This window comes from Rhodococcus sp. HNM0563 (assembly GCF_012726195.1).
In the GTDB taxonomy this organism is placed as follows: Bacteria; Actinomycetota; Actinomycetes; order Mycobacteriales; family Mycobacteriaceae; genus Rhodococcus.
This window is the reverse complement of sequence record NZ_JAASAF010000006.1, coordinates 338,751-353,106: the sequence shown is the minus strand read 5'-3', so window position 1 is coordinate 353,106 and position 14,356 is coordinate 338,751. Positions and strand designations below refer to the sequence as shown.

At 67.0% G+C, this 14,356-nt stretch carries 17 protein-coding genes; 12 read left to right on the top strand and 5 right to left on the bottom strand.

Annotated features, from left to right (window positions below; all coding sequences use genetic code 11):
• From HCA61_RS16280 to HCA61_RS16270, 3 genes are all read right to left on the bottom strand, one after another.
• On the bottom strand, positions 1–594 hold the full coding sequence (locus HCA61_RS16280) for a hypothetical protein (protein ID WP_240959613.1): 594 nt from the start codon (positions 592–594) through the stop codon (positions 1–3).
• Between the two features lie 117 nt (positions 595–711).
• On the bottom strand, positions 712–1,380 hold the full coding sequence (gene msrA, locus HCA61_RS16275) for a peptide-methionine (S)-S-oxide reductase MsrA (protein WP_169689208.1): 669 nt from the start codon (positions 1,378–1,380) through the stop codon (positions 712–714).
• 9 nt (positions 1,381–1,389) lie between these two features.
• Positions 1,390–2,535 carry an acyltransferase gene (locus tag HCA61_RS16270; protein ID WP_169689207.1) on the bottom strand — a complete coding sequence of 382 codons (1,146 nt, stop codon included), beginning with the start codon at positions 2,533–2,535 and terminating at the stop codon, positions 1,390–1,392.
• Between the two features lie 245 nt (positions 2,536–2,780).
• On the opposite strand from HCA61_RS16270, the gene HCA61_RS16265 reads away from it, so the two are divergent.
• The 7 genes from HCA61_RS16265 to HCA61_RS16235 all read left to right on the top strand — a co-directional run bounded on the left by HCA61_RS16265 (position 2,781) and on the right by HCA61_RS16235 (position 8,561).
• The gene (locus HCA61_RS16265) at positions 2,781–3,404 is read left to right on the top strand and encodes a superoxide dismutase (RefSeq protein WP_169689206.1); all 624 of its coding nucleotides are present in this window, start codon (positions 2,781–2,783) and stop codon (positions 3,402–3,404) included.
• A 115-nt stretch (positions 3,405–3,519) separates the two neighbouring features.
• A complete protein-coding gene (locus HCA61_RS16260; protein ID WP_169689205.1) occupies positions 3,520–4,380 on the top strand; it encodes an SMP-30/gluconolactonase/LRE family protein in 861 nt (286 codons plus the stop codon).
• A 100-nt stretch (positions 4,381–4,480) separates the two neighbouring features.
• Complete coding sequence (locus HCA61_RS16255) at positions 4,481–5,002, top strand: peptidase (RefSeq protein WP_169689204.1); 522 nt, start codon at positions 4,481–4,483, stop codon at positions 5,000–5,002.
• A gap of 253 nt (positions 5,003–5,255) precedes the next feature.
• Positions 5,256–5,954, top strand: coding sequence for a TMEM165/GDT1 family protein (locus HCA61_RS16250; protein WP_169689203.1), 699 nt, complete (start codon positions 5,256–5,258; stop codon positions 5,952–5,954).
• Positions 5,955–6,080: 126 nt separating this feature from the next.
• Entirely contained in the window at positions 6,081–6,497 is a 417-nt protein-coding gene (locus HCA61_RS16245) for a MarR family transcriptional regulator (RefSeq protein ID WP_169689353.1), read from the top strand.
• Positions 6,494–7,750, top strand: coding sequence for an MFS transporter (locus tag HCA61_RS16240; RefSeq protein WP_206040214.1), 1,257 nt, complete (start codon positions 6,494–6,496; stop codon positions 7,748–7,750). Before HCA61_RS16245 ends, HCA61_RS16240 begins: the two co-directional genes overlap by 4 nt.
• A 43-nt stretch (positions 7,751–7,793) precedes the next feature.
• Positions 7,794–8,561, top strand: a complete 768-nt coding sequence (locus tag HCA61_RS16235) for an SDR family NAD(P)-dependent oxidoreductase (protein ID WP_169689201.1) — start codon at positions 7,794–7,796, stop codon at positions 8,559–8,561.
• Positions 8,562–8,627: 66 nt separating this feature from the next.
• Here the strand turns inward: HCA61_RS16235 and HCA61_RS16230 are convergent, their stop codons facing one another.
• Positions 8,628–10,223: a TM0106 family RecB-like putative nuclease gene (locus tag HCA61_RS16230; RefSeq protein WP_169689200.1), complete on the bottom strand. Its 1,596-nt coding sequence runs from the start codon at positions 10,221–10,223 to the stop codon at positions 8,628–8,630.
• A 111-nt stretch (positions 10,224–10,334) separates the two neighbouring features.
• On the opposite strand from HCA61_RS16230, the gene HCA61_RS16225 reads away from it, so the two are divergent.
• From HCA61_RS16225 to HCA61_RS16205, 5 genes are read left to right on the top strand one after another with little or no spacing between them, the layout of a single operon-like run.
• On the top strand, positions 10,335–11,021 hold the full coding sequence (locus HCA61_RS16225; RefSeq protein ID WP_169689199.1) for a DUF6474 family protein: 687 nt from the start codon (positions 10,335–10,337) through the stop codon (positions 11,019–11,021).
• Between the two features lie 7 nt (positions 11,022–11,028).
• Positions 11,029–11,523: a hypothetical protein gene (locus HCA61_RS16220; RefSeq protein ID WP_169689198.1), complete on the top strand. Its 495-nt coding sequence runs from the start codon at positions 11,029–11,031 to the stop codon at positions 11,521–11,523.
• 29 nt (positions 11,524–11,552) lie between these two features.
• A complete protein-coding gene (locus tag HCA61_RS16215) occupies positions 11,553–12,218 on the top strand; it encodes a YcnI family protein (RefSeq protein ID WP_169689197.1) in 666 nt (221 codons plus the stop codon).
• Positions 12,215–12,757 (top strand): copper resistance CopC family protein, encoded by a 543-nt coding sequence (locus HCA61_RS16210; RefSeq protein WP_169689196.1) that lies wholly within the window; start codon positions 12,215–12,217, stop codon positions 12,755–12,757. Before HCA61_RS16215 ends, HCA61_RS16210 begins: the two co-directional genes overlap by 4 nt.
• 5 nt (positions 12,758–12,762) lie before the next feature.
• The gene (locus tag HCA61_RS16205) at positions 12,763–13,692 is read left to right on the top strand and encodes a CopD family protein (RefSeq protein WP_169689195.1); all 930 of its coding nucleotides are present in this window, start codon (positions 12,763–12,765) and stop codon (positions 13,690–13,692) included.
• A 7-nt stretch (positions 13,693–13,699) separates the two neighbouring features.
• Here the strand turns inward: HCA61_RS16205 and HCA61_RS16200 are convergent, their stop codons facing one another.
• Positions 13,700–14,341 (bottom strand): UdgX family uracil-DNA binding protein, encoded by a 642-nt coding sequence (locus HCA61_RS16200; protein ID WP_169689194.1) that lies wholly within the window; start codon positions 14,339–14,341, stop codon positions 13,700–13,702.
• Positions 14,342–14,356 lie beyond the last annotated feature (15 nt).

Genomic DNA, 14,356 nt, shown 5'->3' with positions numbered 1-14,356 from the left:
TCAGTGGCTGCTGGTGGAGCCGAGGAACGCTTCGATTTCCCGGCTCCACTCGCGGCTGCGGGCACGCTCGATGCCCCAATGCGCGAGTGCGAACAGACCGCATGCGGTCACCAGCGCGACCATGTACACCGCGACACCGGCAAGTACCGAGGAGAACTCGGCGGCGGACACGCTCATCGGTTGCAGCGTCACCGCTCCTGCGCGATCCACCCACACCTGCACTTCGTCGCCTGCACCCTCGGAACCGGTGATCTGTACGTCGCCGTGGTGCGAGACGCCGCGGAACTCCCAGGTGGCGGGGGCGGTCGAGGGTGCGATGTAGGAAAACTCTCCCCAGCCCGAGTCGGCCACCACGGGGTCGGCGTCGAGCGTCGCGGTGACCATGGTGCGTTCGGCAAGTTGCTGCTGCGCCATCGCAACCTGAGTGTTCTGGACGTTCACGACGACGATCGCGGCGACGGGGATCATGAGGAGCATCGCGGCGACAAGCAACGAGAAGACACGGGCTTCGACACGGTCGGTGCGGCGGACGAGAGGGCTGCGCCCACGCAGACTCCTACGTGTGCGTCGTAGATATCCTGCTGCGGACGTCATCTCGGTACCCCGATCCCTTCCCCCAGTCGGCACTCCTACCCTCCAGAGTGCTCGCCGACCGAACGAAATTCAAGGAGTGCCAACCGATCTCACATTGTGCGGTTGAACACAGCGCTACTAGGCCCCGAGACCGACCGGGCAGCTCACACCGGTCGCGTGAACCGGGCAGTACCCGTTGGGGTTCTTGGCGAGGTACTGCTGGTGGTAGTCCTCGGCATAGTAGAACTGGGTGAGCGGGGCGATTTCGGTGGTGATCTTGCCGAATCCCGCTTCCGCGAGGCGCGTCGCGAACGATTCTGCGGTGGCCTCGGCCGCCTCGATCTGCGATTCGTCGAACGTGTAGATGGCCGACCGGTACTGGGTGCCGTGGTCGTTGCCCTGTCGCATGCCCTGGGTGGGATCGTGGTTCTCCCAGAACTGCTTCAGAATCCCCTCGAAGTCGATCACCTCGGGATCGAAGACGACCAGCACGACCTCGGTGTGCCCGGTGCGACCGGAACACACTTCCTCGTACGTGGGGTTGGGGGTGTAGCCGCCTGCGTATCCCACAGCGGTCGAATACACGCCGTCGAGCTGCCAGAATTCCTTCTCGGCTCCCCAGAAGCACCCCATACCCACCACGGCGGTGGCGAGGCCTTCGGGGAAGGGCGGCACGATGCGGTGACCGTTGACGTGATGCGTCTCGGGAACCGGCATCGGCTCCGACCGTCCGGGCAGCGATACTTCGGCTGCGACCATCTGGGACTTCGAGCCTGCATGGGCGAGGATGTCGTCGAACCAGGACATGACCCGATGCTACGCGTGTGTCCGCGCGGCGACCCTTTCCGCGGCCGCGGGCCGCTTCGCGTGCAGCCACCTGCTGCCGATCCACCGGGCCGCAGGCACTTCGACGCCGCGATATACCAGCTCGGAGACCAGCGCGACACCGATGATCAGGCAGATCACGGCACCTGTCATACCGACGAATCCGACGGTGTTCTCGTAGATCCGGTACATGACGAGCGTGTGCACGAGGTAGATCGCGTAGCTGCGGGTCGAGACCCAGTGCACGACGCGCAGACGACCGAGCCTGCCGTCGTACCGGGACAGCAGGACCACGACCGCGAATACCACGCAGATGGTCCACAGATAGTGGCTGCCTGCCCAGTACACCTGCATGTCGGTGGCGAGAACGATCACCTGAACCTGGGCGATCAGAGCCACGAGCAAGCCGCGGACGGAGATCAGCCGCGCCCACGCAAGATAGGCGATCTGACCCAGGAACACAGTGGGCAGCGTCGCGGCGATCTTCGAGAGGAACGGCACCGTGTACGGCTCCGGGACGTACAGGTTGTAGATGATCACGAGCATGCACAGCGCTGCCCCGAGCAGCGGCATGACGATGGGCTTGGTCCGCAACAGCGATCGCCCGCTCACGCAGAACAGGTAGAACATGATCTGCACCGCGAGCGTCCACGCGACTCCGAGCACCGCCACCTGCGGTTTCAGGAAGAACGCACCGAGGAAGAAGCTGAGGGCGGCCTCGCCGCCGGTGACGGTGGTGTGGCCGCTGAACATGCCGTTGATGCCGAAACGGACCAGCAGTATCGCCGCAAGGATGCACACCCAGAAGGCGGGGACGAGCCGCGCCGCCCGTGCGATGAGGAACTGACCTGGCGGCTGACGGATCGCAGACCGCGTGATGAGTAGCCCCGTGAGCATCATGAACGCCGAGACACCGACGAACGACAGGTGCATGTTGAGACCGACGCCCTGAGTCAACACGATGTGGGTGACGTCGATGAACCACCAGCCGGTGCCCAGATCGTCGATCAGGTAGAAGCAGATGTGCGAGTACACGACCGCGATCGCGGCGAGGAATCTCAGCAGGTCGAGCCCGGGCAGCTGGACACGTGGTGCCTCGGCTCCGCGTGCCGGAACGTCGAAGAGCGGCCGTGACACCCCACAATGTTAAGGTCCCGTTCACCAGCGCTCCCAATCGCACACGCGATCCGGAGAGTCGGTGCAGGTAGGGGCGATTCCGTTCCGTTTTCTGCGCATACCGTTCCCCGCACGTCCCCGGTAGGGCACGACGTCCCGCGTGAGGCCGAATGTTGCGCAGCGTGTAGTTATGGGTTTGGGTGGATACCCATATAGGCACGGAAAAAATCGAACGGGCTCACAGGCCCGCAAAGAAGGGACCCTTCGTGGCTGAGTACACGCTTCCGGAACTGCCCTACGACTACGCAGCGCTCGAGCCGCACATCTCGGCGAAGATCATGGAGCTGCACCACGACAAGCACCACGCGGCCTACGTCGCCGGCGCCAACACTGCACTCGAGAAGCTGGCCGAGGCCCGTGAGAACGGCACCATGGCCGCTCAGGCGACCAAGCTCGAGAAGGACCTCGCATTCCACCTCGGTGGCCACACCAACCACTCGGTGTTCTGGCAGAACCTCTCCCCCGAGGGCGGCGACAAGCCGACGGGTGAACTCGCAGCAGCTATCGACGACGCATTCGGATCGTTCGACAAGTTCCGCGATCACTTCTCGGCGAACGCGAACTCCATTCAGGGCTCCGGCTGGTCGATCCTCGCGTGGGATTCGATCGGGCAGCGTCTGATCATCGTCCAGCTCTACGACCAGCAGGGCAACATCTCGATCGGCCTGACCCCGCTGCTCATGCTCGACATGTGGGAGCACGCGTTCTACCTGCAGTACCAGAACGTGAAGGCCGACTACGTCAAGGCGTTCTGGAACATCGTCAACTGGGCCGACGTGCAGGCTCGCTTCGAGCGCGCGCGCACCCAGACCGCCGGCCTGATCGTCTAGTCACCGGCACCATGGAAGAAGAGGGTCACCCCGCGGGGTGGCCCTCTTCAGCGTTTCGGGACATTCAGCGTTTCGGGACACCATCGCCTCCGGCCGACAGTTATCGTGTGCGGCCATGACGACTCCCTCGCTCGACACGGTGTGCTCCGGCCTGGCATTTCCCGAATGCCCACGTTGGCACGACGACCGCCTCTGGTTCTCCGATGTGTACGCGAACGACGTACATCGCCTGGATCCGTCCACTGGATCGTCCGAGATCGTCGCCCATATCGACGGGCACCCAGCGGGGCTCGGGTTCCTTCCCGACGGGCGCCTGCTCGTCGCCGTCGGCCACACCCGCACGGTGATGCGGCGCGAGTCCGACGGCACGCTCGCCCCGCATGCGGATCTGTCGGGGTTCGCGACCTGGCATCTGAACGACATGTATGTCGACGGTGCCGGTCGCGCATATGTGGGTAACTACGGCGACGGCAGCGCCCCACCCGACCCGGTCCGGCCCGCGGTGCTCACGCTCGTCGAACCGGATGGAACGGTCCGGGCTGTCGCCGACGACCTGCTGTTCGCCAACGGGATGGTCGCGACGGCCGACGGTCGCACGCTCGTCGTCGCCGAGACGCGCGCGATCCCGGGCCGGCTCACCGCATTCACGGTGGGCGACGACGGCTCCCTCACCGACCGTCGCACGCTGATCGAGTTCGATCGGTCGGTGTTCCCGGACGGGCTCGCCATCGACCGGGACGACGCCGTGTGGGTCGCATCGCCGTTCGGCAACGAGGTGATCCGGGTGTCGCAGTCCGGGGCGATCACCGATCGGGTGCCCGTCGCGAATCCCTATGCGGTGGCACTCGGCGGTCATGACGGCCGCGACCTGTTCGTCTGCACCGCCGAGAATTGGCAGCCCGAGGTCGCGGCGCGAGAACGCACCGGGGCGATCGTGCGGCTGCGTGTCGACGTGCCGGGCCGGCCACACGCTTGACACCGGGTACCGAATACACCTGGCACTCGACGCCTCTTGTGTGCCAACGAGAAAAACGGGCATTCTTCCCTCATCGCCCGAGAGGGATCGGAGGGACGCCATGAGGGATCGGATCGGGATTGCCGCGTTTCATTCCGGTGGGTCGCTGCGGGGATTCGTAGTGACGGGACGGTGGCCTTCGACCACCCGCGAATGGGCACAGCTGCTCGCGCTGACCGTGCGTGTGGCCTCGCTGCCGGGACTGCTGCCGACCTCGACGGTGTTCGGGGTCCGTGAGGAACTTCCGGACGATCCGGAGCCGGGCACCGTCGGGCTGGTCCTTGCCGCCGGACCGGTCCTCGGGGAGACCGCCGTAGAGCCGGGATGCTTCGCGCAGCATCAGCCCCCTGCACTGATCATGCTGCACCCTCCGTCGGAGACCACGCCGTCGTTGCCCGAGAATGCGGGCGCAGCCTCGGGGTGTGTGCTCCTGCCCGGGTTGCCGTATCTCGGGCTCGACCATCGCGCCGCATGGGTGGAGGCCGAAGCGGACGGAACCGTGACGTCGCTGGTCAGTAAGGTGAACGTGGATCCCGACAGGGATCCCGACACCGCAGTTCTGGCCATGCTGCTCACGGCATGACGCTATGCCGCAAACGAGAGTTCGGTTCTACTAAACTTAGCATTACCTTTACACCCGCAGCTTCCGCGGGCTAGTGTCGTGGAAGCGAAGGGGAGTAGCCCCCAATCGCCCTGTCGACACACTGGCCGCCATCGGCCCGGCACGGCGAACCGGACGACCTCCGGTGGGCGAGACCTTCGGTCGTCGACGCACCACGCGTCCGGCGTCCGGAGGAAGCCCGATTCCTCCACAGACGAAGGAGGAAAAGCCGCTCATGTGGTCCGCAGTCGTTCTGAGTTTCGCAATCATCTTCATCGCCGAACTCGGCGACAAATCCCAGTTGATGGCCATGACATTCGCGTTGCGCTATCGCTGGTGGGTGGTGTTGTCGGGGATCCTGTTCGCCACCACCGCCGTCCACCTCGTCTCGGTGGCGGTGGGCCATTATCTCGGTGTCGCGATCCCGACCGTGGCCATCTCACTCGTCGGTGGCGTCGCCTTCCTGTTGTTCGGCGCGTGGACGCTGCGTGGCGATTCCCTCGACGACGATGAGCAGTCGAAGGCCGGCCGTGTCACCCGGTCGGCGTTCCTGGCTGTCACCTCGGCGTTCTTTCTCGCCGAACTCGGCGACAAGACGATGCTCGCGACCATCACGCTCGCGACCGACAACGACTGGATCGGCGTCTGGGTCGGGTCGACGGTGGGCATGGTCGCCGCCGACGCGCTCGCGATCGTCGCGGGTGTCCTCCTCGGACGACATTTGCCGGACAATGCGATCCGCTTCGGGGCCGCGGCACTGTTCTTCGCCTTCGGCGCGTGGATGCTCGGGTCCGGTATCGCTCCCGACGCACCTGCGGTCGGCCCCGTTGCCGGTGGCGTCACCCTCGTGGTCACCGCACTGGTCATGTTCCTGTTCACCCGTCGGACCAAGCGGACCGACCCCACCAAGGCTGCTCCCGCCACGCACGTGTGACCTTCGACGCCGACCGGCGGCGCCGCGGCACTCACAGGTATATGCTTGCCGATAGGCAAATACTTGGAGGTGCGCACACCGGTGAGCAGAGAATCGTTCGATCCCGATGAGGTCAACCGCCTTCGCATCGCACTCGGCCGCATCGCACGCCGTGTCTCACGACCGGCAGGCGACGGCAGCCTGACCCCGTCCCAGGCATCCCTCCTCGGCACCGTCGCGCGACGGAAAACCGTCGGTGTACGCGAACTGGCCGACCTCGAAGGCCTCAATCCCACGATGTGCTCGCGCATGCTCGGCAAACTCGAAGACGCCGGACTCGTGTCGCGTTCGTCGGACACCGACGACAAACGCGTCGTCCTCGCCTACATCACCACCGACGGCGCTGCGCTCGCCGAAGAACTGCGGATCAGACGCACCGCGCTGTTCACCGAACACCTCACCGAACTGAACGAACATCACGTCGACGCACTGCACGACGCGCTTCCCGCCCTCGAAGCCCTCGCCGACAGCATGGGATGCGGCAGAAACGAGGCGCGCAATTGACGGTCCTCGCCGATATCCGTGGAAACACATTCGCCGCCATGCGCGGCCCCAACTTCCGTCGCTACATCACCGGCCAGGCGATTTCCCTCGTCGGCACATGGATGCAGACCGTCGCGCAATCATGGCTCGTCCTGCAACTGACCGGATCGGCCACCGCGATCGGCATCGTGCTGGCTCTGCAGACCGTCCCGATGCTGCTGCTCGGTCCGTACGGCGGTGTCGTCGCCGACCGCTCCGACAAACGCAAGCTCATGATCGGGCTGCAGTCCACGATGGGGCTGCTCGCACTGATCCTCGGCCTGCTCGTCATCACCGACACCGTCCAGCTGTGGCACGTGTACGTCCTCGCCCTCGGGCTCGGTCTCAACCAATGTTTCGAGAATCCGGCGCGGCAGTCGTTCATGCTCGAGATGGTCGGACCCGAGGATCTGCGCAACGCAGTGAGCCTGCAGTCCACCCTGGCCGCGTGTTCGCGCATGATCGGCCCCGCGGTTGCCGGCCTCGTCATCGCCGCGGGCGGCATCGGGATCTGCTTCCTGCTCAACGCAGCGAGCTTCGTCGCGGTGGTGACCTCGCTGCTCACCCTCGACGTGTCGAAACTGCGCCCCTCTCCCCCGACCGCGCGCGCCCGCGGTCAGCTGCGCGAAGGACTCGCGTATGTGCGACGGACGCCCGATCTGGCCGTACCGTTGGCGATGATGGCGCTCGTCGGCTGTCTCGCATACGAATTCCAGGTTGTGCTTCCGGTCTTGGCAGACCACACCTTCGAGGCAGGGGCCGGCGCGTACGGCTTCCTCACCGCCGCGATGGGTGCCGGATCCGTGGTGGGCGGCCTCGTCGTCGCCACGTGGGGTCGCACGGGCATCAGGCCGCTCGTGCTCGCCGCCCTCGCATTCGGCGTGGCCATGGCCGTCGCGGCCGCAGCACCGTCCCTGCCGGTCCTGATCGGGCTCATGGTGATCGTCGGCGCACTGAGCGTCACGTTCACGACGAGCGCGAACAGCACCCTGCAACTCGCCGCCTCGCCGCAGATGCGGGGCCGGGTGATGGCGCTGTGGGCAGTCGCATTCCTCGGATCCACAGCGATCGGCGGCCCGATCGCCGGATGGGTCGTCGAACAGTGGGGTGGCCGTGCCGGATTGCTGCTCGGTGCCGGCGCCTGTGTGGTGGCCGCGCTGATCGGCACTGCCGTACTGCGGCGACCGGCGCAGCAGAGCAGCAACGCAGCGGATTCGGGGACGTTGTCGCGCTAAGGTTCGACGCGAAACGCGTGTCCCCCGGAACAGGAGCAAGACTGTGGAAATACAAGGTTCTGCCGCGCTCGTCACCGGTGCTGCATCGGGTCTCGGTGCCGCCACCGCTCGTCGCCTCGCCGAGGCTGGGGCGACGGTGTTCGGACTCGATCTCGAACAGTCCATCGAACGGGTCGGCGACAACGCGCCCGCGGGTGTCACCCTCATTCCCACCGACGTCACCAGCGGCGACGAGGTGCACGCCGCGATTGCACGCATCACCGAATCCGGAGTGCCGCTGCGCATCGTCGTCAACTGCGCCGGTGTCGGCTGGGCGGGGCGGATCCTGTCCAAGAACGGCCCGCACGACCTCGAGCTGTTCCGCACGGTCATCACGGTGAACCTGCTCGGCACCTTCAATGTCATGCGCCTCGCTGCCGACGCGATCTCCAAGACCGACACCGTCGACGATTCCGGCCAGCGCGGCGTCATCATCAACACCGCGTCCGTTGCCGCGTTCGAAGGCCAGATCGGCCAGATCGCGTACTCGGCGTCGAAGGGCGGCGTGCACGGCATGACGGTGCCCGCGGCACGCGATCTCGCGCAGTTCGGTATCCGCGTCAACACCATCGCCCCCGGCATCGTCGACACCCCGATGCTCGCCGGTGTCACCGAGGACTACCGCAAGGGTCTCGAAGCGGGTGTGCCGTTCCCGTCGCGGCTCGCGCAGCCCGCCGAATACGCGCAGCTTGCGCAGATGATCGTCGAGCACGACTACCTCAACGGCGAGACCATCCGGATGGACGGAGCGCTGCGTATGGCGCCGCGGTAGGCGGCTACGCCGCCCGTGCGTGGTTTCGGTAGCCGGCACTACCGAAACCACGCACGATCGGTTGGATCAGAGGTCGTCGATATGCGGAATATCCAGCACTGCACGATCACTCATCCACTCGCGCAGAACTTTGGTGGCGATCACGTCGTCCTCGTTGTACTCGAGCAGGCGAGTGCGTTGAGACAGCACCGGCTCACCGCCGTCGTAGCCGACGGCCTCCCGATACCAGGCCATCGACGCCTCGCCGCCCGCTTCGTCGTCGCGCCAGTGGTGGCCTGCGATCGGAGCGATCTTCTTGAGGCCCTTACCGTTCGGGCATACGAACTGATCTGTCACGGCCTGATAGACGTCCACCCACTGCGGCGACGAGATGAATTCCTTGATCTCCGCTTCGGACGGCACACCCGGGTACCCGTGAAAGCGGCGGGCCGACGACAACAACCACTTGTCCTCCGCGGACCGCGAATAGCAGTACGCTGCAAAACTTTTCCCACGGCGCTCCGCCGCGCGACGCTCGGCCGACAACCACGTCCAGAACTCACCGAACGACCGGGCCTCGTCGGTGGTGGGCACCGGCTGCCAGGTCGAGAACGGTCTGTACGCCGACTGCACGTCGGTGTTGAGCAGCGTCCCCCACAGGTATGCGCCGTGTTCGTGGTAGCTCTCCATGTCGATATCGATTTCGACATCCGCGCGTGCGACATGCACCTGCCGGTAGCGGCGCACCAGGGGCGCCTCCGCAAGCCATGCCTTCGCGATCACGACCGCGTCCTCGAACGGTCCTTGCGGCCACACCTCGGGTTGTTCGCCGGTCCAGCCGGCCAGTCCCTCGATCGTGGTGACGCCGAGTTCGCGCAGCACGTCGGCGCGCTGCCCCGGCGCGACCAGCGACACGTCGCGCCGTTCGGCCAGCTCGGAACGGCACCTGTCCCACCACGGGCAGGTGCGGCACTCCCCTATCTGCGACGGCGCCGTCGGCACCATGCCGCGCGCGATGTCGAGGCGATCGGCGAGCCGCGCGTCGTAGTCGTCGAGGACGGCGCTCAGGTCATGGACGAGTATGCAGTCGGCGTTGTATCCGATCGCTCCGGCCACCTGCGCGGGACTGGCCAGCCCGTGGCGTTCGAGCATCCGGTACAGATGCGCGACACGCATCTGATCACCCGAATGCGCCCGCACCTTGCGGCTCTCGTCGACCGCCGGCGCCCAGCCGAACAGATCGGTGGTGACGGCGCCCCGTCCCGGGTCGGTGACCTTGTGGTTGACGACGATCACGGGAATGTAGCCGCCGCGTTCCGCGTCGCGGAGCAGGATCTCGGATCGTCCTCGCCGGCCCGTGTCGGGCTCGATGGGCAGGACCGCGCCCCAGATGCGGTCGGCACCGGATCGGCACGCCTCGAGGGTCCGGTCGGCGCGCTGCGCCATGGTCCCCTCCGCGACGATGTGCACCCAGCCGTCGGGGTCGGCGTCGAACATCCGCTGCCGGATCGCCTCACGGTGCGCTGCGGCGGCTTCCTGACGTTGGACAGCGCCCGGGTTCCTGGGAGCCGCAGAGAGCTCCTCGGGGAACGTGGCGTCGAGAAACACCCGGTGGCGGCACCGCGTCAGCGCGCTCGCCTCGATCGAGACGGGCCTGCGTCGCTGCTCCCCGGTCTTGTCCACAACAGTCCAGGGTATTCGCTGGACGTGCGGCGCCTCGAAGCAGCACCGTCACGTTAGGCTGACGACGAGCGCGGGCGCGCTGCGGTCGTACCGAATGGAGGGTGCTGTTCGATGGGGTTGTTCACACGGCGGAAGCGGCGTGCCACCCGCAAGGCGGAGGCCACTGCTCTCAAGCACAAGGCGAAGCTCGAGGCAAAGCTCGGCGCGAAGAACCAGTACAAGAGTGATCGGCGCACAGCGAAGTCCCAGGAAAAGCTCGCCAACAAACTCGCGAAGTCGCAGGCCAAGCTCGACAAGGAGCTCGTGAAGTCGCAGGCCAAGGTAGAAAAAGAGCAGATCGCCACCCTCAAGGCTCAGAAGAAGGCTGCCGAGAATCAAGGCCTGACCGCGGCGAAGATCCGTCGCTACCTCGGAGTCGCCCGCCTGCTCGTGCCCGTGCTCGCGCCCCTCGTCTACCAGGCCGCGACTGCCGTCCGCGGGCAACTCGACGTCCGCCGCGCCCACAAACTCGGTGTCGGTGTCGAACAGCTCGGCGAGTTCACCGGTCACGGCGCGCGGCTCAGCGCCCGCATCGCGGCGGCGGAGCAGTCGGTCACGAAAACCGAGGAGCTGCATTCCAAGGACGCCGAGACCAAGAAGTTCGCGGAGGCCATCCGTGGTCGCCTCACCGACCTGACCGCTGCAGTGTCTGCCGCAGAGCAGATGCCTGCCGCGCGTCGTAAGGCGGCGCACACCGCTATCGGCAGCGAGCTCGACGGAATCGAGGCGGACCTGCTGGCCCGTCTCGGCGTGCGCTGACACCCGAGTGACCACGAACCCGGCCCTGCTCGGCGGCACCGCGGGGGTTTCCACCGCGGCGCTCGCCGTCGCAGCGCATGGTGCGGCCGGAGGTTCGATACCGACGAACCCCGCCGTCGCGTTGCTGACGGCGGTTGCCGTCGGGGTCGGCATCGTGGGGGCCGGGCGACCCAGGACGTCACCGGCCGCGCTGCTTGCCGCCGGCCAGCTCGGAACCCACCTCGTCCTGTCGTCGCTGACGGACGGGCACCTGCATCTCTCTCCGGCGATGCTGGCCGCGCACGCGGTCGCCGTCGGCGGGTGCGCACTGCTGATCGGCATCGCCGACCGCCTCTACGCTGCGTGTACCTCGGTTGTTCGGCGCGTGCGGGCGTGGCGTCCCGCGATTACCGCATCCACGGTTCTCGTACCGCGCATCGACACCGACAACTACATCGTCAGATCTTTCCCTTCCGGCATCTCTCGACGAGGCCCACCGGGCGCGCGGTTCGCCGTGTCCTGATCCTCTTTCGAGAAAGCAACCACATCTTCATGAAGAACACCCTCATCCGGGCCGTCGTCGGCTCCGGTGCCACCGCGGCGCTGCTGCTGGCCGGTTCCGGCATCGCTGCCGCCCACGTCACCGTCGTCGCTCCGGGCGCCGAGCAAGGCGGCTACTCCGTCCTGACATTCCGCGTCCCCACCGAGTCCGAGACGGCAGGCACCACCGCTCTTACCGTCGAACTGCCCGGTCTGCGGTCCGCTCGCACCGAGCCGCTGCCCGGATGGACGGCAACAGTCGAGAAGAACCCGGAGACGCAGCTCGCAACGTCGGTCACCTGGACTGCCGACCCCGGCGTCGAAGTCGGGCCGGGCCAGTTCCAGCAGTTCGTCCTCTCCGTCGGGCCGCTCCCCGAGGAAGACGAAGTAGCGTTCGCGGCAACCCAGACCTACAGCGACGGGGAAGTCGTCGCGTGGGATCAGATCGCAACCGGCGACGAGGAACCGGAGAAGCCCGCGCCCTCCCTCACACTTGCAGCGAGCAGCGGTGACGGGCACGCAAGCGGTGCTGCCCACAGCACCGACACCACCGCGACCACCGAGTCGGGCAGCAGCACCGACAACACCGCGCGGTGGCTCGGCGGCATCGGTCTGGTGCTCGGCGCGCTCGGCGCCGCACTGGGCTTGGGCGCTGTGATCCGGGGACGGCGAGCATGACGGACACCGGAATCAGGAAGCGTCTCGTCACTGTTCTCGTCGCGCTCGTCGGCGCGTTGACGCTCGCGGCAGGACCCGCCGCGGCGCACTCGGTGGTCCTCGGTAGTTCTCCCGAACAGGGCGAGCAGATCGCGACAGCGCCCGAGCAGGTCAGCGTGACGTTCAACGAAGCGTTGCAGGAGCAATTCGCAGCGCTCACCGTGGTCGGGCCCGATGGCCTGTTGTGGTCCAAGGGCGACCCGATCGTCGACGGACCCACGGTCAGCGTCGGAATCGACGGTCTCGGCCCGGTCGGTGAATACACGATCGCCTACCGCGTGACGTCGGCCGACGGGCATCCCGTCAGCGGCACACGCACCTTCACACTTACCCAAGAAGGCACCGGTACCCCCGGTGAGGCCGCGGCTGGCGATGCCGCGCCTGCATCCGACGCCGATACCGGCAACGACGGGGGTCCCGCCGTGTGGTGGTTCGTCGTCGCAGGTGTGGTCGTGGTCGTCGCTGCCTTGTGGTTCGTGTTGCGCAAGCCGAAGGCCTGACACTCGTGCCGATCGTTCGCCGGCGGTGGCTCCTCGGAGCCGCCGCCGGCGCCGTCGCGGGGGTCGCGCTCGGGAAGCTGCTGGCCACCTCGGAGCTGTCGGCTTGGATTCGGGCGCTGTCGCTGTGTGTCGGGTCCACAGTGCTCGGCGTCGCCGTGCTCGCCACGATGACACGCGGTGAACGACGCCCTGATGTCTCGGCGGAGGACGTGTGGCGCGCGCTCACCGTGCTCGGCGGGGTGTGGTTGCTCCTCGAAACCGTTCAGCTCGTCCTCGAGGCCGCCGCGACCGTCGATGTGCCCGTGGTCCGGCTCAGCTCCGGACTCTTCGTCGAATATCTGGGCACCGCAGGGTCGGGCCGGGTCGCGGGAGCCGCATGGGTCTGCGTCGCCGCGGTCACCGTCACCGCTGCCCTCGCCTTCCGGCTCGAAGCGTCGTGGTCGAGCGCGCCGGTGCTCGTCGCCGCGGCTCTCGCTCTCGTAGCACGACCCGTCACGGGGCATATGTCGCAGCAGCCGTTCGGGTCGTTGCTCGACGCGGCGCACGTCCTCGCGGCCGCGGTCTGGCTGGGGGTGCTCACCGCGCTCGCCCTGCTGGTCCGGGGCCGCGGGGCCTGGTCCCGGCTGCTGCCGCGCTATTCGAAGCTCGCGACGATATGCGTCGTCGTGGTCGGCGTGACCGGCGTGATCGACGGGGCGGTTCGCCTCGAATCGGTCGCCGCGCTCGTCGACACCGGCTACGGGCGCGTCCTGCTCGCCAAGGTGGCGGTGCTCGTGGCGTTGCTCGCGCTGGCGTGGATCTGGCGACGCACATGGGTGCCCGCGGCCGAAGTGCACCGAGCCGCCGCCGATACCTCCCTGCGCAACGCCGTCATCGAAGTCTGTGCGATGTCGGTGGCGTTCGGGCTCGCAGCCGCGCTCGCCACCACCGCATGATCGCCGCTCACAGGAACCCGGCGGCACGCTGAAGATCACGCACGAGTGATTCGAAGACGTCGTCGCGGTCCACGTGGGCGCGCAACGCCGCCGACGGATGGATCGTGGCCACCACCGTCGGGTCGATCGTGCCCCGCACCTGCCCGTCGAGCTGCAGCACCTCACCCCGATGCGCGGTGAGCTTGAAATCCTTGTCGATCAACGCGCGGGCAGCCGTCACACCGAGGCACACCACGACATCGGGGCGCACCACGTCGAGTTCCGCGGCGAGCCATGGCCGGCACGCGAGGATCTGCCCGCCCGACGGTTTCTTGTGGATGCGCCGCTTCCCGCGCGCAGCCCGGTCGAATCGGAAGTGTTTGACCGCATTGGTGACATAGACGGTGTCGCGCTCGATACCGGCCGCTGCGAGCGCCTTGTCCAGCAATCGGCCTGCGGGGCCGACGAACGGCTCCCCCTCGAGGTCTTCTTCGTTGCCGGGTTGTTCGCCGACGAGCATCAGACGTGCGTCTTCCGGGCCGGCCCCGAAGACCGTCTGCTCGGCGGCCTTGAACAGGTCGCACCCGCGACACCCCCGGGCCGCTGTCTCGAGCGAGAGGAGGTCGAGGGTGTCGGGGAGATATTCCTGAGCCCCGGGATACGTGACCATGGCGGTGGAGTACCC

Excerpts from the sequence above, each read along its gene's own strand:
- HCA61_RS16210 (WP_169689196.1), top strand. The coding sequence starts at position 12,215 with ATGACGGACACCGGAATCAGGAAGCGTCTCGTCACTGTTCTCGTCGCG.
- HCA61_RS16255 (WP_169689204.1), top strand. The coding sequence starts at position 4,481 with ATGAGGGATCGGATCGGGATTGCCGCGTTTCATTCCGGTGGGTCGCTG.
- HCA61_RS16215 (WP_169689197.1), top strand. The coding sequence starts at position 11,553 with ATGAAGAACACCCTCATCCGGGCCGTCGTCGGCTCCGGTGCCACCGCG.
- HCA61_RS16200 (WP_169689194.1), bottom strand. The coding sequence starts at position 14,341 with ATGGTCACGTATCCCGGGGCTCAGGAATATCTCCCCGACACCCTCGAC.
- HCA61_RS16260 (WP_169689205.1), top strand. The coding sequence starts at position 3,520 with ATGACGACTCCCTCGCTCGACACGGTGTGCTCCGGCCTGGCATTTCCC.
- HCA61_RS16225 (WP_169689199.1), top strand. The coding sequence starts at position 10,335 with ATGGGGTTGTTCACACGGCGGAAGCGGCGTGCCACCCGCAAGGCGGAG.
- HCA61_RS16250 (WP_169689203.1), top strand. The coding sequence starts at position 5,256 with ATGTGGTCCGCAGTCGTTCTGAGTTTCGCAATCATCTTCATCGCCGAA.
- msrA (WP_169689208.1), bottom strand. The coding sequence starts at position 1,380 with ATGTCCTGGTTCGACGACATCCTCGCCCATGCAGGCTCGAAGTCCCAG.
- HCA61_RS16280 (WP_240959613.1), bottom strand. The coding sequence starts at position 594 with ATGACGTCCGCAGCAGGATATCTACGACGCACACGTAGGAGTCTGCGT.